The sequence below is a fragment of the Pseudomonas sp. VEM90 genome (assembly GCF_054611535.1).
Genome location: NZ_JBTRAR010000034.1, coordinates 1 through 18,350, shown reverse-complemented (window position 1 = coordinate 18,350; position 18,350 = coordinate 1). Strand labels below are relative to the sequence as shown.

The 18,350-nt window shown below is 61.5% G+C and carries 19 protein-coding genes and 1 tRNA gene; 9 read left to right on the top strand and 11 right to left on the bottom strand.

Translation table 11 applies throughout. From position 1 onward, the window contains the following. Positions 1-91: 91 nt before the first annotated feature. On the bottom strand, positions 92-418 hold the full coding sequence (locus ACYCCG_RS24615) for an Arc family DNA-binding protein (protein WP_003254499.1): 327 nt from the start codon (positions 416-418) through the stop codon (positions 92-94). A 69-nt stretch (positions 419-487) separates the two neighbouring features. Between ACYCCG_RS24615 and ACYCCG_RS24610 the strand changes: the two genes are divergently transcribed. The 3 genes from ACYCCG_RS24610 to ACYCCG_RS24600 all read left to right on the top strand — a co-directional run bounded on the left by ACYCCG_RS24610 (position 488) and on the right by ACYCCG_RS24600 (position 1,544). After that, a complete protein-coding gene (locus ACYCCG_RS24610; RefSeq protein WP_176685190.1) occupies positions 488-757 on the top strand; it encodes a hypothetical protein in 270 nt (89 codons plus the stop codon). Between the two features lie 5 nt (positions 758-762). Then, a complete protein-coding gene (gene phnN / locus ACYCCG_RS24605; protein WP_209967392.1) occupies positions 763-1,356 on the top strand; it encodes a phosphonate metabolism protein/1,5-bisphosphokinase (PRPP-forming) PhnN in 594 nt (197 codons plus the stop codon). A gap of 111 nt (positions 1,357-1,467) precedes the next feature. Further along, a tRNA-Arg gene (locus ACYCCG_RS24600) sits at positions 1,468-1,544 on the top strand. A gap of 82 nt (positions 1,545-1,626) precedes the next feature. Here ACYCCG_RS24600 and ACYCCG_RS24595 read toward each other — a convergent pair. Together ACYCCG_RS24595 and ACYCCG_RS24590 are read right to left on the bottom strand one after the other, a co-directional pair. Further along, a complete protein-coding gene (locus ACYCCG_RS24595; protein WP_176685236.1) occupies positions 1,627-3,009 on the bottom strand; it encodes an amino acid permease in 1,383 nt (460 codons plus the stop codon). A gap of 312 nt (positions 3,010-3,321) precedes the next feature. Next, positions 3,322-3,849: a hypothetical protein gene (locus ACYCCG_RS24590; protein WP_209969881.1), complete on the bottom strand. Its 528-nt coding sequence runs from the start codon at positions 3,847-3,849 to the stop codon at positions 3,322-3,324. A gap of 215 nt (positions 3,850-4,064) precedes the next feature. On the opposite strand from ACYCCG_RS24590, the gene ACYCCG_RS24585 reads away from it, so the two are divergent. Beyond that, positions 4,065-5,063, top strand: coding sequence for a sensor domain-containing diguanylate cyclase (locus ACYCCG_RS24585; protein WP_209967387.1), 999 nt, complete (start codon positions 4,065-4,067; stop codon positions 5,061-5,063). A gap of 111 nt (positions 5,064-5,174) precedes the next feature. Here the strand turns inward: ACYCCG_RS24585 and lpdA are convergent, their stop codons facing one another. The 4 genes from lpdA to ACYCCG_RS24565 are packed head-to-tail and all read right to left on the bottom strand — an operon-like array spanning position 5,175 to position 10,121. Then, positions 5,175-6,554: a dihydrolipoyl dehydrogenase gene (lpdA, locus tag ACYCCG_RS24580; protein ID WP_459672073.1), complete on the bottom strand. Its 1,380-nt coding sequence runs from the start codon at positions 6,552-6,554 to the stop codon at positions 5,175-5,177. A 2-nt stretch (positions 6,555-6,556) separates the two neighbouring features. Continuing rightward, the gene (locus ACYCCG_RS24575) at positions 6,557-7,828 is read right to left on the bottom strand and encodes a dihydrolipoamide acetyltransferase family protein (protein WP_392460947.1); all 1,272 of its coding nucleotides are present in this window, start codon (positions 7,826-7,828) and stop codon (positions 6,557-6,559) included. Then, a complete protein-coding gene (locus ACYCCG_RS24570) occupies positions 7,829-8,887 on the bottom strand; it encodes an alpha-ketoacid dehydrogenase subunit beta (RefSeq protein ID WP_012051588.1) in 1,059 nt (352 codons plus the stop codon). Position 8,888: 1 nt separating this feature from the next. Then, positions 8,889-10,121 (bottom strand): 3-methyl-2-oxobutanoate dehydrogenase (2-methylpropanoyl-transferring) subunit alpha, encoded by a 1,233-nt coding sequence (locus ACYCCG_RS24565; RefSeq protein WP_176685240.1) that lies wholly within the window; start codon positions 10,119-10,121, stop codon positions 8,889-8,891. Between the two features lie 198 nt (positions 10,122-10,319). On the opposite strand from ACYCCG_RS24565, the gene bkdR reads away from it, so the two are divergent. From bkdR to ACYCCG_RS24550, 3 genes are all read left to right on the top strand, one after another. Beyond that, the gene (bkdR, locus tag ACYCCG_RS24560; protein ID WP_003254485.1) at positions 10,320-10,805 is read left to right on the top strand and encodes a Bkd operon transcriptional regulator BkdR; all 486 of its coding nucleotides are present in this window, start codon (positions 10,320-10,322) and stop codon (positions 10,803-10,805) included. Between the two features lie 231 nt (positions 10,806-11,036). Further along, complete coding sequence (locus ACYCCG_RS24555) at positions 11,037-12,278, top strand: glutamine synthetase family protein (protein ID WP_209969879.1); 1,242 nt, start codon at positions 11,037-11,039, stop codon at positions 12,276-12,278. A gap of 132 nt (positions 12,279-12,410) precedes the next feature. Further along, positions 12,411-13,751 (top strand): MFS transporter, encoded by a 1,341-nt coding sequence (locus ACYCCG_RS24550; RefSeq protein WP_064614948.1) that lies wholly within the window; start codon positions 12,411-12,413, stop codon positions 13,749-13,751. Between the two features lie 93 nt (positions 13,752-13,844). Here ACYCCG_RS24550 and ACYCCG_RS24545 read toward each other — a convergent pair whose 3' ends face one another. The 4 genes from ACYCCG_RS24545 to flgA form a co-directional block, all read right to left on the bottom strand. After that, entirely contained in the window at positions 13,845-14,588 is a 744-nt protein-coding gene (locus ACYCCG_RS24545; RefSeq protein WP_209967383.1) for a flagellar brake protein, read from the bottom strand. Between the two features lie 79 nt (positions 14,589-14,667). Continuing rightward, positions 14,668-15,135, bottom strand: coding sequence for a flagella synthesis protein FlgN (locus ACYCCG_RS24540; RefSeq protein ID WP_176685242.1), 468 nt, complete (start codon positions 15,133-15,135; stop codon positions 14,668-14,670). A 49-nt stretch (positions 15,136-15,184) separates the two neighbouring features. Next, positions 15,185-15,499 (bottom strand): flagellar biosynthesis anti-sigma factor FlgM, encoded by a 315-nt coding sequence (gene flgM, locus ACYCCG_RS24535; protein ID WP_176685243.1) that lies wholly within the window; start codon positions 15,497-15,499, stop codon positions 15,185-15,187. 164 nt (positions 15,500-15,663) lie between these two features. After that, positions 15,664-16,404, bottom strand: a complete 741-nt coding sequence (gene flgA / locus ACYCCG_RS24530; protein ID WP_209967381.1) for a flagellar basal body P-ring formation chaperone FlgA — start codon at positions 16,402-16,404, stop codon at positions 15,664-15,666. Positions 16,405-16,481: 77 nt separating this feature from the next. Between flgA and ACYCCG_RS24525 the strand changes: the two genes are divergently transcribed. Both ACYCCG_RS24525 and cheR read left to right on the top strand, forming a co-directional pair. Continuing rightward, positions 16,482-17,411 (top strand): chemotaxis protein CheV, encoded by a 930-nt coding sequence (locus ACYCCG_RS24525; protein ID WP_010955104.1) that lies wholly within the window; start codon positions 16,482-16,484, stop codon positions 17,409-17,411. Between the two features lie 52 nt (positions 17,412-17,463). Next, on the top strand, positions 17,464-18,291 hold the full coding sequence (gene cheR, locus ACYCCG_RS24520) for a protein-glutamate O-methyltransferase CheR (RefSeq protein ID WP_004575768.1): 828 nt from the start codon (positions 17,464-17,466) through the stop codon (positions 18,289-18,291). The last annotated feature ends 59 nt before the right edge of the window (positions 18,292-18,350 follow it).

Below are 18,350 nucleotides of genomic sequence, written 5' to 3'. Positions count from 1 at the left end.
GGAACAATCCCGCAGGGACATGTGTTTGCTGCCAGTCAGTCGCCCACAAAAAAGCCAGCTTACGCTGGCTTTTTTGTGTTTGGTGCAGGCCTCAGGAGGCGTCTGCGGCCATTTCCACATCGTGAGCGATGAGGGCGACCAGAGCGTTCTGCTGGCGGTGGGACAGTTGGCGGAAACGCTGCAGCAACTCGCGCTCATGCAGGGACAGTTCGGGGCTGTCCAGGCGCATGCTCAGCTCGTCACCCAGCGCACCTTCCTGGATAAGGCTCTGTTCCAGGCGTGCGATAATCTCGGAGTTCATGCTGCGGTGGTGGTTGCGCGCTACCTCGGCAATGCGCTCACGCATTCCGTCTGGCAGGCGGACGACGAACTTGTCAGCGGTGCGGCTCGAATAAATAGCCTGTTTCATTGGGCGCATATAAATTGACCGGAGTTTAGTTCAGGGGAAGCGGTTCTCAAATTGGCCGCACGGGATGGAAGTACGACCGTGGCGACGACAAAATGTTCAACCGCCAGTGAAAAATGGATGCTCATCTTGCCTCAAGGTCGCCGTTTGCTTGGCGTCAATTATGTGACAAATAGTGAGCCGGATAAAGGCTTTATGCCAGTACCAATTATCAGAAATGAGCACTGGTTTGAAAAGTTTCACATGCTCTGGCTAGCCTGGCCGTCAGTCTTTTGCCGTCAACAATTGGTAAAACGCAGAAAAATGCCCGGAAAAACCCTAGAATGCGCCGGTTCCCTCCATAGAGCATAGTGGCTATGCAACATGACGCAAGCGACCGCCGATCAGGGAAAGGCCGGTTGCTATTTCTGGTTGGGCCGTCGGGTTCCGGGAAAGATTCCCTGATCGACGCTTTGCGTGAGCAACTGGCCGTCTCGGGGGTAGAAATTGCCCGCCGGGTCATCACCCGTTCGGCCGAAGCCAAAGGCGAAGCCGCCCAAGGGGTCACGCCCGAGCAGTTTGATACCCTGCGTGCGCAGGGTGCTTTTGCCATGCACTGGCGGGCCAATGGCCTGGACTATGGCATACCCCGGCAGGTGGACCAGTGGTTGGCGGCGGGGAGGGCGGTGCTGGTGAACGGCTCGCGGGCTTATCTGGCAGAGGCCCGTCAGCGCTATCCGGATTTGTTGGTCGTGTTGGTCCAGGTCAAGCCTGAGGTGCTGCGCCAGCGCTTGCTGGCCCGGGGCCGTGAAACCACAGAAGAAGTAGAGCAGCGCCTGGCGCGCAGCGCACGCTTGCAGGCTGCAGCCGACCCGTCGGTACATGTGCTGGATAATTCTTCCACACTGGAGGCGGCGGTCGCTGCATTCCTTTCGCTGCTGCGCAATCAGGGCGTGCTACCGCGAGGATAGCAGCCGCAGAAAAGGATTACGCGAAAAAGCCCAGTTCAGGCATGACAAACGCCAGCATGCTGGTTAACATGCTGGCCATCCCGCTGTGCAGCGCTCGCTGCCGGTCGTAGCGTCTCAGTAGCTCAATTGGATAGAGCATCCCCCTCCTAAGGGGAAGGTTGCAGGTTCAATTCCTGCCTGGGACGCCATTCTCGTCATTCCCATCATTGTCTCCGTCGCCTTTGTTGCCGCCGTGCTGCTGTTGACAGCACCTGCGCTCGGCCAGCGCTGTCATGCATCACGTCCGTGGGCTAACGCCGCGCTTGATGCCAGCCGCTGGCGCATCAGGAAGTACCCCGCCACCACCAGCAGTACCGTCAGCACCGTGAACCAGAACTGGAAACGCGATGCTGGGTCGAACGCCTGGGTGCCGATGACTGCCAGCAAGGCGAACAGCGCAATGATATTGGTGTAGGGGAACAGCCAGGCACGGAAGGCGTTTGGGGCGACCGCTTCGTGGCGGGTTTTCCTGCGCATGGCCACGTGAGCGATGATGATGAAGATCCATACGACCATGACCAGGCTGCCGGTACTCTTGGCCAAGGTCATGAAAAGGTCGCCGCCACTGACAAAGTGCACGGTCAGGATCATCGTGCAGATCGACAGGCTCAGCAGCAGGGCATTGATCGGTACGCCCTTGGCACTGGTGCGCGAGAAGAGTTTGGGCGCGTGACCGCGCTGGCTCAGCGAGAACAGCATGCGCGAGTTGGAGAACATGAACGAGTTCATGACCGACATGAACGAGACGAACAGCACCAGTTTCATGGCCACTGCAGCACCACCGAACCCGGCCAGGCTGAACAGCGAAACATAGGGCGAGGCCAGGTTGGCCTTGTCGGTCCAGGGCAGGCAAAGGATCAGGATCGACACGGAACCCACATAGAACAGCATCACACGCAGGATCACGCTCTTGATCGCGCGGATCACGTTCTGTCGGGGGTTCTCTGATTCACCCGCGGCCACAGCGGCAATTTCGCTGCCGCCCAGTGAGAAGATCACCACGATAACGCCGGCCATCACCGGTGACAGGCCGTTGGGCATGAAACCGTCATGGGCGGTGAGGTTGACCAGGCCGGGGGCGGGAATCTCACTGTGCAGGCCGAGCAGGATCGAGACGCCCAGCAGCATGAAGATGAGGATGGTGGCGACCTTCATCGCGGCCAGCCAGTACTCTACTTCGGCAAACGAGCGTACCGAGTAGGCGTTGCTGGCCATGAGTGTCACCAGCATCAGGAAGGCGCCTGCCCAGATCGGCAGCCAGGGCAGGAAGTCATGCAGGATGGCACCCAGCAGTACCGCTTCCAGGGTGATGGTCATCATCGACTTGAACCAGTACAGCCAGCCGACCGCAAACCCTGCCCAGTCGCCGAGGTAGGTGTTGGCGTAGGTCGAGAACGACCCTGCATCCGGGTTGCGGCAGGCCATTTCGCCCAGCATGAACATGACCAGGGTGACCACCAGGCCACCAATGAAATACGACAGTATGGCCGCGGGCCCTGCCGATGCGATCAGTGAGCCCGAGCCCATGAACAGGCCTGCACCGATCACCCCACCCAGCGCGATCATGGTGATATGCCGCTGCTTGAGGCTTTGCTTCAAACTGTTGGATTGCATTTCCTTGTCCTCTCTTATTCTTGGAGGGATCCGACATCGTCCCCCAACGCAGGCATCGTCATGCGCCTGCGTCCACGCGTGGCAAATAGCTACCAGCCTGCCACCCTGGACAATAAGGCCAAGGACCTCAAACGAATTCTCTGCACAACATCCTGCCGATTTTTCCTGAGGCCGGTGATGGCGCCGATAGCGGTGCAGTTGACGAAGCCATGCACCACCTGAACATCGACGCCACCTGACGCCTTCAAACCGGTCAGGTCGGGGAGCCTTGGACGAACCGCGGCGCTATACCAGTCGAGCGCTGCCACTCCCTCATGCCGGGCTTGCCGCTTGTTGCTCTTCATCCTGGCCGCCATCCACCTTGGCGACCTGCTCTTGCGCTTTCTCCTCCATCTTGCGCTCGATGTCTTCTTTCATGCGCTGGGCAATCAACTCGTCGACTTTTGCTTTCATTTCTGGCGGCAGGGCGTCGTACTCTTCTTCGGTCAGGCCTATTTCACGCAGCAGCTTTTCCTTGATCATCTCGCCAGGCGACTTGGACATGAAGTCATGAAATTCCTGCCGGGCAGTCTTGGGCGGCAGTGGTTCTCCGATGACCGGATCGGTGGTCGCAGAACCCAGGTTTTGCAGCATCACCTTGAATTTGGCAAAGGCTTCTGCACGAGCATCCTCAGCGTTTTGCTGAGCGGTACTGCCTCCGTTCTGCTGTTGGCTTGCCGTGTTGGCGGTGGATATTGGCGTGCGGACAGGCGCAATCTGGGCCACTGCCTGCTCATCGCTGGCGTGCCGAGGCTGATGGAGCGTGGGCTGCCAGCTCACGCCGTTATGGGCGATTATCATGTTTCCTCCTTGGAAATCTCGTTGGCAGGTACCCAGCGCAAAAGCCATGCCAGCGCTGTGCCGGTCGAAATCAGGGCTTTTGCGCTATTTCCGTTACACGCGAGCGGGCATATGCTTGCCCGTGTCAGGCATGATCTTGCCGCCTGCGGCAATTACCACCACTGTCGGCAGCCCCTTGATCGGAGCGCAGTTGCTGGGCATCAGGGAGAGTGTCCATGAGTCAAGAAACCAGGCCGGTACCTGCCGGCTTCAGTGAACAGCAGTTGCACACCTTGTTCGATTTGATCAGCGATGGCATCTGGGACTGGAGTACCAATACTGGCTACGTTTATCGCAATCCGGGCTGGTACAGCATGCTGGGGTATGCCAGCCATTCCATGGCCAACTCGGTATTTACCTGGGAAAGCGTGATCCATCCTGAAGACTACCCACGGGTAATGGCGCATTTCGAGGCCTATATCAATCAGCGCAACGAGCGCTACCGCATTGAATACCGTTGCCGTTGTCAGGATGGCAGCTACATCTGGATCGAAGACAGCGGCTACATCATCGCGCATAACGAGGACGGTTCCGTGGCGCGCATGCTGGGTGCGCATCGCAATATCGACGCTGGCAAGCGCTTGGTAGCTCAACTGGAACAGAAGAACCAGTCGCTGGAGTTTCAGGTGGCCGAACGCACTCGCGAGTTGTCCTGGGTGAACCAGCAGTTGCAGCGGCAACTGGACGAAAACCGTGAACTGGCCGAACGCGATGCGTTGACCCGCGTCGCCAACCGTTACCGGCTGGAGAGCGCATTGCAACTGGAGTGCCAGCGCGCCCAGCGCTTCCGCCAGCCGTTGTCGCTGATTGCCATGGACATGGATGATTTCAAACCGATCAATGACCGCTACGGTCACGCCCGTGGCGATGCGGCGCTGGTGCGGGTGGCCGAAAACCTGCGCACCTGCTTGCGCGAACTGGACCTGCTGGCGCGCTGGGGCGGCGACGAGTTCGTCATCGTGCTGCCGCAGACCGCGTTGGGGGAGGCGCTGGAGGTGGCAGCGCGCTTGCGCCAGGTGCTGGAGCAGGTGGAGCCGGTGGGTGATTGTCGGCTGACCATGAGCTATGGCGTGGTGCAATGGCTGGAAGGGGAGGATCAGCACGCGCTGCTGGCGCGTGCCGACAAGGCGCTATACAGGGCCAAGAGGGCAGGCAAGAACGCAATTGCCGAGTAGCGCGCCCCTCGGAGAGGGCGCTGTTTTCTGGAAGGTTACATGGCCTGAATGAAAAAAGACCCGCAGCGCCTCTCGGCGCAGCGGGCCAAATCGGCCTCGGCCGCTTCAGTGTCAGATATGCAAGGCGTGGCCCAAGGCGCGCAGCGCGGCTTCCTGTACCGCTTCACCCAACGTGGGGTGGGCATGAATGGTGCCGGCCACATCTTCCAGGCGCGCGCCCATCTCCAGCGATTGGGCAAACGCTGTGGACAGTTCGGAAACCGCCACGCCAACCGCCTGCCAGCCCAGGATCAAGTGGTTGTCACGCCGCGCCACCACGCGCACAAAACCGCTTTTCGATTCGAGGCTCATGGCCCTGCCGTTGGCGGCAAACGGGAATTGCGCGACGATGCAGTCCAGGCCCTGCTGGCTGGCTTGTTCCGGGGTCTTGCCGACCACCACCACTTCCGGGTCGGTGAAGCACACGGCGGCAATCGCAGTCGGCTCGAAGCGGCGTGCCTTGCCGGCGATGATCTCGGCGACCATTTCGCCCTGGGCCATGGCCCGATGCGCCAGCATCGGTTCGCCAGCCACGTCGCCAATGGCCCAGACGTTGCGCATGCTGGTTTGGCAGTGCTGGTCGATGGCAATGGCGGCGCCGTTCATCTTCAGGTCCAGGCATTCCAGGTTGAAGCCTTGGGTGCGTGGCCGGCGGCCCACGGCCACCAGTACCTGGTCGGCCTCCAGGCGCAGTTGCCCGCCCTTGCCGTCGCTGGCCAGCAGGCAGCCATTTTCGTAGCCCTCGACGCTGTGGCCCAGGTGCAGAGCTATGCCCAGTTTTTTCAGCGACTGGGCCACCGGGGCGGTCAATTCGCTGTCGTAGGTCGGCAGGATGCGCTCACGCGCTTCCACCACACTCACCTGTGCACCCAGCTTGCGATAGGCAATGCCCAGCTCCAGGCCGATATAGCCACCGCCGACCACCACCAGGTGTTGCGGCAGTGCTTTCGGTGCCAGGGCCTCGGTCGAGGAAATCACCGGGCCACCCAGCGGCAGCATCGGCAGTTCGACACTGCTGGAGCCGGTGGCCAGCAACAGGTGCTCACACTGGATGCGCTGGCCATCGACCTCGACCTGCTTGCCGTCGAGCACCTTGGCCCAGCCATGTACTACCTTGACCCCGTGCTTTTTCAGTAAGGCGGCAACACCAGTGGTCAGGCGGTCGACGATACCGTCCTTCCAGGCCACGCTTTGGCCGATGTCCAGGCGCGGCGAGGCTACGCTGATGCCCAGCTCGGACGCCCCGGCAAAGCGCGAAGTCTGGTGGAACTGCTCGGCCACATGGATCAGGGCCTTGGACGGAATGCAGCCGATGTTCAGGCAGGTGCCGCCCAGTGCCTGGCCTTCGACCAGTACGGTAGGAATGCCCAGTTGCCCGGCGCGGATGGCAGCCACATAACCGCCAGGGCCGCCGCCGATGATCAGCAGGGTCGTTTGGATAGTCTGGTGCATGCTCACTCCACGAACAGGCAGGCGGGCTGTTCGAGCAGGCCGCGTACGGCCTGGATGAACAGTGCGGCGTCCATGCCATCGACCACGCGGTGGTCGAACGAACTGGACAGGTTCATCATCTTGCGCACGACGATCTGGCCGTCGATCACCACTGGCCGTTCGACCATGCGGTTGACCCCGACGATTGCCACTTCCGGGGTGTTGACCACCGGCGTGCTGACAATGCCGCCCAAGGCGCCAAGGCTGGTCAGGGTGATGGTCGAGCCGGACAGCTCCTCGCGACTGGCCTTGTTGTTACGTGCGGCGTTGGCCAGGCGTGAAATCTCGCCGGCATTGGCCCACAGGCTACCCGCTTCGGCGTGGCGCAGTACGGGTACCATCAGGCCATTGTCACCTTGGGTGGCAATGCCCACGTGCACCGCGCCATGGCGGGTGATGATCTGCGCTTCGTCGTCGTAGGTCGCGTTGATCTGCGGGAAGTCACGCAGCGCCACGACCAGAGCGCGAACCAGGAACGGCAGCAAGGTCAACTTGCCACGGCTGTCGCCATGCTTGCTGTTGAGTTGCTGGCGCAGGGCTTCCAGGGCGGTGACGTCGATTTCCTCGACATAACTGAAGTGTGCGACACGGCGTTTGGCGTCCTGCATGCGCTGGGCGATCTTGCGGCGCAGGCCGATCACTGGCACCTGCTCGCTGTCCGTGCGCTTGGCATAGCCATCAGGTGTTTGCCCGGCAGTGCTTTGCGGCTTGCTCATGAAGGCGTCGAGGTCTTCGTGCAGAATACGCCCGGCCGGGCCGCTGCCATGCACATAACGCAGTTCGATGCCGGCATCCAGGGCGCGTTTGCGCACGGCCGGCGAAGCCAGCGGCTTGTCGCCCGCCTGGCGCGGCACGACGGGCGCAGCTTCATGGTTGGCGGGCGCCTGGTACGCGGCGGGTTTTACATCGTTCTGCGGTTGCGGCTGTGCTGCAATCGGGGCAGCCGGGGCCTCTACCGGCTTTGGCTGAGGCACATCCACATGGTTGCCGCTGCCTTCCACTTCGATGCGGATCAGTTCGCTACCGACCGCCATTACTTCACCGGGCTGGCCACCGAGGGCCAGCACTGTGCCGCTGACCGGCGAAGGGATTTCCACGGTGGCCTTGTCGGTCATGACGTCGGCCACCACCTGGTCCTCGGCGATGATGTCGCCGACCTTGACGAACCATTCCACCAACTCGACCTGCGCGATGCCTTCGCCAATGTCCGGCATCTTGATGACGTGCGTGCCCATTCAGACCTCCATGACCTTTTTCAGTGCCGCACCTACCCGCGAAGGGCCGGGGAAGTAAGCCCATTCCTGTGCGTGAGGGTAGGGGGTGTCCCAGCCGGTGACGCGCTCGATCGGCGCCTCCAGGTGGTGGAAGCAGTGCTCCTGCACCAGCGACACCAGTTCGGCACCGAAGCCGCAGGTACGGGTGGCCTCGTGCACCACCACGCAACGGCCGGTCTTCTTCACCGACTCGACGATGGTGTCCAGGTCCAGCGGCCATAGGCTGCGCAGGTCAATCACTTCGGCATCGACGCCGCTTTCTTCGGCGGCCACCTGGGCCACGTACACCGTGGTGCCGTAGGTCAGCACGGTCACGTCATTGCCAGGGCGGGTAATGGCGGCCTTGTCCAGCGGTACGGTGTAATAGCCGTCGGGCACGGCGCTGTGCGGGTGCTTGGACCACGGCGTTACTGGGCGGTCGTGGTGACCATCGAACGGGCCGTTGTACAGGCGTTTGGGCTCCAGGAAGATTACCGGGTCGTCGCATTCGATCGAGGCAATCAACAGGCCTTTGGCGTCATAAGGGTTGGACGGCATGACGGTGCGCAGGCCGCACACCTGGGTGAACATCGCTTCCGGGCTCTGGCTGTGAGTCTGGCCGCCATAGATGCCGCCGCCGCAAGGCATGCGCAGGGTCAGCGGGGCGATGAATTCGCCGGCCGAACGGTAACGCAGGCGGGCCAGCTCGGAGACGATCTGGTCGGAGGCCGGGTAGAAATAGTCGGCGAACTGGATTTCCACCACCGGGCGCAGGCCATAGGCGCCCATGCCCACGGCGGTACCGACAATGCCGCTCTCGGAGATGGGCGCATCGAACACGCGCGATTTGCCGTACTTGTTCTGCAGGCCTTCGGTGCAGCGGAACACGCCGCCAAAGTAACCGACGTCCTGGCCGTACACCACCACGTTGTCGTCGCGCTCAAGCATGACATCCATGGCCGAGCGCAGGGCCTGGATCATGGTCATGGTAGTGGTGGCCATGGCGGTTTCCGGGTTTATGCTGTTGTTGTGGTCGTTCATCTCAAACCCCCAGTTCCTGGCGTTGACGGCGCAGGTGTTCGGGCATCTCCTTGTACACATCCTCGAACATCGAGGCGGCGCTCGGGATATGCCCGTTGGCCAGGGTGCCGTACTGCTCGGCTTCTTTCTGCGCGGCAATCACGGCAGCTTCGAGTTCGGCCGTGGTGGCCTGGTGTTCTTCCTCGGACCAGTGGCCGATCTTGATCAGGTGCTGCTTCAGGCGGGCGATCGGGTCACCCAGCGGGAAGTGGCTCCAGTCATCGGCAGGGCGGTACTTGGAGGGGTCGTCCGACGTCGAGTGCGGGCCGGCACGGTAGGTGACCCACTCGATCAGGCTTGGGCCCAGGCCACGGCGGGCGCGTTCGGCAGCCCAGCGCGAGGCGGCGTACACGGCGACGAAGTCGTTACCGTCAACTCGCAGCGAAGCAATCCCGCAACCCACGCCACGGCCGGCAAAGGTGGTCGACTCGCCACCGGCGATGGCCTGGAAGGTGGAAATGGCCCACTGGTTGTTGACCACGTTGAGGATGACCGGGGCGCGGTACACGTGGGCAAAGGTGAGGGCGGTGTGGAAGTCCGACTCGGCAGTAGCGCCGTCACCGATCCACGCCGAGGCGATCTTGGTATCGCCCTTGATCGCCGAGGCCATGGCCCAGCCGACCGCCTGCACGAACTGGGTCGCCAGGTTGCCGCTGATGGTGAAGAAGCCGGCTTCGCGCACCGAGTACATGATCGGCAACTGGCGGCCTTTGAGGGGGTCGCGCTCGTTGGACAGCAGTTGGCAGATCATCTCGACCAGCGACACGTCGCGGGCCATCAGGATGCTTTGCTGGCGGTAGGTCGGGAAGCACATGTCAGTGCGGTTCAGCGCCAGCGCCTGGCCGCTGCCGATGGCTTCTTCGCCCAGGCTTTGCATGTAGAAGGACATCTTCTTCTGGCGCTGGGCAACCACCATGCGGCTGTCGAAGATCCGCGTCTTGAGCATGGCGCGCATGCCTTGGCGAAGGATCTGCGGGTCGATGTCCTCGGCCCACGGGCCTTGCGCGTCGCCTTGCTCGTCGAGCACGCGGACCAGGCTGCAGGACAGGTCGGCAGTGTCGGCAGCATCGACATCGATAGCGGGTTTACGGGCCTGGCCTGCATCGTTGAGGCGCAGGTAGGAAAAATCGGTCTGGCAGCCTGGCCGGCCGGTGGGCTCGGGCACATGCAAACGCAGGGGGGCGTACTCGTTCATGCTTTTTACGCTCGCTCGGGTATTTGTTTTTGTGAGCTCTGAAGCGGCCGCCGCTGAGTACCGGCTTGTGACTGGTAAGTCAGCGTCACTTACATCTTAGTGGCCCGGCAGGAGAATTTTTCTCTCAAGTTGATTGCCTTTACCGAGCGGGGCAGATAAACATTCCGCATAAACACAAAAAACCGGTGATTTTGTCTCATGCGCAAACTCGATCGTACCGATATCGGCATTCTCAACAGCCTGCAGGAGAACGCCCGCATCACCAATGCCGAGCTGGCACGCTCGGTGAACCTGTCGCCCACACCTTGTTTCAACCGGGTGCGGGCCATGGAAGAGCTGGGGGTGATCCGCCAGCAGGTGACCTTGCTGTCGCCGGAGGTGCTGGGGCTGGATGTGAACGTGTTCATCCATGTCAGCCTGGAAAAACAGGTGGAGCAGTCGTTGCATCGCTTCGAGGAAGAAATTGCCGAAAGGCCCGAGGTGATGGAGTGTTACCTGATGACGGGTGACCCGGATTACCTGTTGCGGGTGCTATTGCCCAGCATCCAGGCGCTGGAGCGGTTTCTCGATTACCTGACGCGCTTGCCAGGGGTAGCCAATATTCGTTCGAGCTTTGCCCTGAAGCAGGTGCGCTACAAGACGGCGTTGCCGTTGCCGGCCAATGGCATGACCTTGCGGGAGTAGGGGGGGGCGGCGCCGGCACAAGGATCGCATCCACCTGTAGGAGCGGGTTCACCCGCGAAGAGGCCGGTACAGCCACCCAATGGGCTGCTTGATATTTTAAACACCCGCAGCCTATGTTGTTGTCAGCCTACAACAACAAGGACAAGCGTCATGAGCACCGCTCAGCTCCAGGGCATCGATGAAATCGAATGCGTCACCCCCGACCTCAACGGCGTCCCGCGCGGCAAGGTGATGACCGCCGACGGCTTCCTCGAAGGCCGTCGTCTGCAGATGGCCCGGGGCGTGCTGCTGCAATGCATCATGGGCGGTTATCCACCAGCGAAATTCTATGGCAGTGACGACGGCGACCTGGCACTGGTGGCCGAACCCGGTCAGGTCCACCGCCTGCCCTGGAGCGATGACGGCCGCGCCTTGGCCATCTGCGATGCCAACGAGCTGGATGGCCGCCCCTCGGCACTGTCCACCCGGGGCCAGCTGAAGGCCGTGATAGCCCGCTATGCGGTACTGGGCCTGGCGCCGGTAGTGGCAACCGAGCTGGAGTTCTTCGTCTTTGCCCCCAACACCGACCCGCAGCAACCGTTCCTGCCGCCGGTAGGCAGCGATGGTCGCCGCGAGCTGGGCCATTCGGCGTTCAGTGTCAGTTCCAACAACGGCCTGCGCCCGTTCTTCAAGGAGGTGTATCACTGCATGGCCGCGCTCGGCCTGCCACGTGACACCTTCATGCATGAAATGGGTGTCAGCCAGTTCGAGATCAACCTGCTGCATGGCGACCCGCTGCTGTTGGCCGACCAGACCTTCCTGTTCAAGCACCTGCTCAAGGAAGTGGCGCTCAAGCACGGGCTGACGGTGGTCTGCATGGCCAAGCCGCTGGCGCGTACGCCCGGCAGCTCCATGCATATTCACCAGAGCCTGGTCGAGGCCAGCAGCGGGCGTAACGTGTTCAGTGACAAACAAGGCCTGCCGACAGACACCTTCCACCATTTCATCGGCGGGTTGCAGGCGTGCATGGCCGACTTCACCGCCCTGTTCGCGCCCAACGTCAATTCCTACCAGCGTCTGTGCCACCCCTATGCCTCGCCGAACAATGCATGCTGGTCCGAGGACAATCGTGCTGCTGGATTGCGCATACCGGCCAGTGCGCCGGTCGCGCGACGGGTGGAAAACCGCCTGCCTGGCGCCGATGCCAACCCGTACCTGGCCATTGCTGCCAGCCTGGCCGCCGGGCTGCATGGCATCGAGCAGCGCTTGCAGCCATCGCCGGCCATTCAGGGCGAATTCGAGGTGCCCGAGCACCTGAGCCTGCCGTGCACGCTGCACGCGGCCCTTGAAAGGCTCGAGCGCAGCACGCTGGCGCGGGAACTGTTCGGCAGCGAGTTCATCGAAGGCTACATCGCCAGCAAGACCCTTGAGCTGAGCGATTTCTTCGACGAGATCACGCCGTGGGAGCGCCGGGTGCTGGCGGCACAGGCCTGAGCGCGACACAACCTGCACCGGGCACGCCCCCGCACAGCCAAATAGCTGTCGGGGGGCCTGCGCCAGGCGGTTTTTGCATTTATGCTGCTAGCACCCAAAACTGCCACCTGACCAGGGAGCTCCACGGGACGTATGCGAAATGTATGGAAGCCGTTTCAGTCGTTGTATTTCGCCGCGCTGATGATGTTGATCGGCTCAGGCCTGCTCAGCACCTACCTGGCCCTGCGCCTGGCTGCCGACCATGTCGACAGCCTGTGGGTGGGTGCTTTGATGGCGGCCAACTACTTTGGCCTGGCGGTTGGCGGCAAGGTTGGCCACCGGCTGATCGGGCGGGTAGGGCACATACGCGCCTATGCCACCTGTGCCGGTATCGTCGGCGCTGCGGTGCTCGGTCATGGCCTGACCAGCTGGCTGCCGGCCTGGGTCGGGCTGCGCATGATCGTCGGCCTGGGGATGATGTGCCAATACATGGTCATCGAGAGCTGGCTCAATGAGCAGGCCGATGTGAAACACCGGGGCGCGGTGTTCAGCGGTTACATGATTGCCTCGTACCTGGGGCTGGTGCTTGGCCAGTTGATCCTGGTGGTGCACCCGCAGCTCGGCCCTGAGTTGCTGATGCTGGTGGCGATGTGCTTTGCCCTGTGCCTGGTGCCCGTGGCGATGACCCGGCGTATTCACCCGGCGCCCTTGCGCCCGGCACCGATGGAGCCGAAGTTCTTCATCAAGCGTGTGCCGCAGTCGCTCAGTACGGTGTTGGGCTCGGGCCTGATTGTCGGCTCGTTCTACGGTCTGGCGCCTTTATATGCGTCAAGCCAGGGCATGAGTACCGAACAGATCGGTCTGTTCATGGGTAGCTGCATTTTTGCCGGCCTGCTGGTGCAGTGGCCGCTGGGCTGGTTGTCTGACCGTTATGACCGGGCCGTGCTGATTCGTAGCGTGGCGGTGGGGCTGGCACTGGCTGCTGCGCCATTGGCAATACTGCCCAGTGTGCCGCTGGAGTTGCTGTTTGGTATCGGCTTCCTGATCTCGTTGCTGCAGTTCTGCCTGTACCCGCTGGCGGTTGCCTTCTCCAATGACCACGTTGAAAGCGAGCGCCGGGTATCGCTGACGGCGATGCTGTTGGTGACCTACGGTGTGGGTGCATGTGTCGGCCCGCTGGCGGCAGGGGTTCTGATGAAGGTATTGGGTGCGCAGATGCTGTATGCCTTCTTCGTATTCTTTGCCCTGGTGCTGGTCTGGCGCATTCGGCCGAAAGCGGTTACCGGCCTGCATCAGGTACAGGATGCACCGCTGGGCCACGTGGCAATGCCGGCGGCCGGTTCGCCGTTGTCGGCGGCGCTGGACCCGCGGGTGGATGAGCAGACCGTGCAGGACGTGATGCAGGCGCCGGTGGCGGCTGAAGACACCGAGGATGAAGAGAAGGGCGCGCAGCAACAGGCGCCTGAACCTGAAGAGGTCAGCAAGTCAGTGTAGGAGCGGGTTTACCCGCGAAGAGGCCAGCCCAGCAGAAACACAAATGAAAACGCCACCTCAGCAGGTGGCGTTTTCTGTTTTACCGACTGACGATCAATAATCGTCCTTGTCGAACCGCCGCGCCTCACGCTGCAGCTGGTACACGAAACTCTCGATCTTGCGTTGAGCCTGCCCGCTCAGATTGTGGAAGCGCACGCCGGCAAAGGTAGTGTTGATGCGCTCTTCATAGTGCAGATGACGCAGTTCGACCATGGTATCCACCAGGCCCAGCGGGTTGCCCGCCTTGAAACGCTCATACACCTGGCCCAGTTGCAAGCGGTCTTCGATATTGCCTTCGAAGCGCAGTTTGCAGCCGGTGGCCGAGATATCCAGCAGCTTGCCTCGCATGGCGCCGTTGCCCTTGAGGTGAGCCCCGTCGAGGATGATGTCGACCAGTTGCGATAGCTTCAGCGCGGCGCGGAAGGCGTTGCGGCGCTGGTGGTAGGTCATCTCTTGCGGCAGGGCGCCGCTGTAGCAGCGGTGGCCGTCGACTTCGCTGATTTTCAGCTCGTGATCGCATTCCCAGGCGATGCGTACACCATCGTGGAAGCCTTCGACGCGGAAGTGCTCGCCGTTCTCGATGAATTTCTCGCCGTCACGGGGGATCATCTCGTCCAGCGCCAGGGTGTTGCTTTCGCGGTCCACGCGCACCACATAGCTCTGGAAGCGCTGGCTGCGGTCGTGGAAGGTGATGATCAGGGGGTCGTGGCTTTCCTGCAGCTGCCGCAAGTTGGCCGCAATCTCCAAGGGGGTGCTCAACACCTTGGGTGGCTGCGGGGCATCGGATTCATTGAACACAGCTTATCGTTCTCCAGGCAAAAGCGACACACGCAAGTGACGGCATTTTGCCACTATGTTCTGTGCCTTGATAGAAAAATCACACTTGGCTGAGCGCACGCGGCTTGGCCAGAGGCGAGGTGCTGCCACGGCTGTCGTAGAGTGAGGGCGAATCGCCGCCCTGAAGGATGCGGATCTGGTTGTTGGTGACCTGCTGCTGCACCTGGATGATCCGGCCATTGGTCTGGTTGACCTGCTGGCAGTCGTCCATCAGTTGCGACAGCATGTCGAGCCGCTGCAGCATCACATCACCATGGGGTGACTGCGCGGCTACAGCCTGCACACCGGTGCGGTCGGCACTCAGGCCCAGGCTGCCGAGCAATTGGCTGCGGCGCTGGCCGTGCTGCTCGAGCAAGATGATCAACGACTGCTTGCGCGCCAGGATTTGCTCCAGCAGCGGCATGTCGCGGCCATGCAGGGCGATTGCTTCCTTGTGCAGAAGGTCGAGCAGTTCCTGCATCGGGGCAATGTCATCTTCGATCAGTTGCAGCAAGGTGGTGTCGTGCATGGCTAACTCTTGGCTTTTCTAGCGTCCGTGAAGTCAGCGCGCCGTACGGTCAGCGCTGGGCTTCGAAATCAAGCAGTTTGCTGGCGACCCGGCCGGCATCGACCTGGTAGCTGCCGTCGGCGATCGCCTGTTTCAACTCGGCCACGCGGGCGCTGTTGACCACCGGCTCGTCGCGCAGCTTGTCGCTGATCTTCTGCAACTGCTGGGCCTCCTGGCTGAGGTGTACTGCTTCTCCGCTGGCATTGGTGGCGCTTGCCGCTTCCTGGCTGGCTGCCGGTTTTTCGGCGCTGCCGGACGCGGTGTTGCCGCGTACGCCGCCCGTGACGGACGGAGAGTTATTCAAACGACTGAAGTCGATGACCATAATCAGAAACCTCTGGGTATTTGGACGCTTGCCTTGTTTTCGGCCAACCCGATATAAACTTTAGGCACAAATGCACTGCCGCCTGTCGGCAAGCCCGCGAACCCGTGTTCTGACACAGTTTAGGAAAAGCGGTTCCTCACTGCCAGCGCAATCTGGTGGTTGGCCTACATACTGACCTCGACCTGGCCAGGCCCGGTAACCCTGGCCTTGACCACGCGTTTGGAGTTGAGGTTGCGTACCCGGATTTGCTCGCTCAGGCCGCCTTTGCTCAGGGCTTCGCCCGGCATGCGCACGCTCAGGCTGCCACTGCGGGCAATGATCACCACATGGTCACCCTTGCGAACCACCTCGGCCTGTTCCAGGTGTTGCGGGGTGAGCACCTGGTCGATCACCGTGGGGCGCAGCATCTTCATGCCCACCGCCTGGTCCAGTTCGGTCAGAAAGCCCTGGCCCAGGGTGCCGACATCGCGCTCGCGCAGGGCCACGTCACCTTCGCCGACCGTGTTGTCGCGCTTGAGCGGGCGGGTTACCACTACCACGTCGCGGAAAAGTCGCACGGTGGCCGGTACAAATACCGTCCACGGTGCTGCGCCGTTGCAGCGTATCCTTACCGTCACCCGGCCCAGCGGCTTGGCCGGGCTTTCCAACGAAGCGTCCAGCTGCTGGCTGCACAACGGCATGCGCAGGCGTGGGTCCAGCGGGTTGACCTGGATTTCATAGCGGCCGGCCGTCTGGGTGGTGGACAGATAATCTTCAACGGTGAATTCAAGAAACCCTTGGGTGACACCGATAAGCTGTTCAGGCAAGGTGAACGCGTCCGCTACCGTGCGAACGCCGGGCATCAGCAGGCACAGCGTGGCCAGCAGGCGTGTCAATCGTCGGGAAAATGTCGTTTTCGTGTGCATGACACTCAAAAAAGCAAAGCCCGTGCCGACTCGCTACCTGAGTGGCAACGAAAGGCTGAAACGTTAAGGAGTCTGGCATGGCGGGTGTTATGGATTCGGTCAACCAGCGCACGCAGCTGGTGGGGCAGAATCGCCTGGAATTGCTGCTGTTCCGCCTCAATGGCGAACAGCTTTACGGCATCAATGTGTTCAAGGTCAGGGAAGTACTGCAATGCCCTGCGCTGACCTTGCTGCCCAAGGCGCACCCTGTGGTGCGTGGCGTTGCCAATATTCGCGGGGCGACCATCCCGATCCTCGACTTGTCGATGGCCACCGGGTTGCGGCCGCTGCAGGAAGACACACGCAACAGCTTCGTGATCATCACCGAGTACAACACCAAGACCCAAGGCTTCCTGGTGCATTCGGTGGAGCGCATCGTCAACATGAACTGGGAAGAGATTCATCCGCCACCCAAGGGGACCGGCCGTGACCACTATCTGACTGCGGTCACCCGGGTGGACAACCGCATGGTCGAGATCATCGATGTGGAGAAGGTGCTGGCCGAAGTGTCGCCGTCGTCCGAGTCGGTATCGGCCGGTGTGATCGATGCCGAGGTGCAGGACAAGGCGGTATTGATGCGGGTGCTGACCGTCGACGACTCGTCGGTGGCGCGCAAGCAGGTCAGCCGTTGCCTGCAGACCGTAGGGGTCGAGGTGGTGGCGCTCAATGATGGTCGTCAGGCGCTGAACTACCTGCGTCAGCTGGTGGATGAGGGCAAAAAGCCGGAAGAAGAGTTCCTGATGATGATCTCGGACATTGAAATGCCGGAAATGGACGGCTATACGCTAACGGCGGAGATTCGCAGCGATCCGCGCATGCAAAAGTTGCACATCTGCCTGCATACTTCGCTTTCCGGGGTGTTCAACCAGGCAATGGTCAAGAAGGTCGGCGCCGATGACTTCCTGGCCAAGTTCAAGCCGGACGACCTGGCCCAACGGGTGGTCGACCGGATCAAGGCAGCGCATTGAAGCAGCCGGGGGCATGCCCCTCGGCACCAGTGATTGAAAAGAGGCGGCAGTAGTGTCTACGGGTAATTTGGATTTCGAACAGTTCCGGGTCTTCCTGGAGAAAGCCTGTGGCATCCTGCTGGGCGAGAATAAGCAGTACCTGGTTTCCAGCCGTCTCAACAAGCTGATGGAACAACAGGGCATCAAGAGCCTGGGTGAGCTGGTGCAGCGCATTCAGGCCCAGCCGCGCGGCGGCTTGCGCGAGCAGGTGGTCGATGCCATGACCACCAACGAGACCCTGTGGTTTCGCGACACCTATCCGTTCGAAGTGCTGAAGAACAAGGTTATCCCCGAGTTCATTCGCAACAACCCCGGCCAGCGACTGCGCATGTGGTCGGCGGCCTGTTCGTCGGGGCAGGAGCCGTATTCCATCTCGATGGCGATCGATGAGTTCGAGCGCAGCAACCTCGGCCAGTTGAAGATGGGGGCGCAGATCGTCGCCACCGACCTCTCCGGCACCATGCTGACCAACTGCAAGACTGGCGAATACGACAGCCTGGCGATTGCCCGCGGCTTGTCCCAGGAACGCTTGCAGCGCTACTTCGACCCCAAGGGACCGGGGCGCTGGGCGGTCAAGCCAGCGATTCGCAGCCGTGTCGAGTTCCGCTCGTTCAACCTGCTCGACAGCTATGCCAGTCTGGGCAAGTTCGATATCGTGTTCTGCCGCAATGTGCTGATCTATTTCTCGGCGCAGGTGAAGAAGGACATCCTGCTGCGCATTCACAGTACCCTCAAGCCCGGTGGTTACCTGTTCCTCGGCGCCTCGGAAGCGCTGAACGGCTTGCCGGACCATTACCAGATGGTGCAGTGCAGCCCGGGGATCATCTACCAGGCCAAGTAAGCAAAAAGGCCGGTATCGAGAGATGCCGGCCTTTTTGCTTACTTGGCCTGGTAGATGAT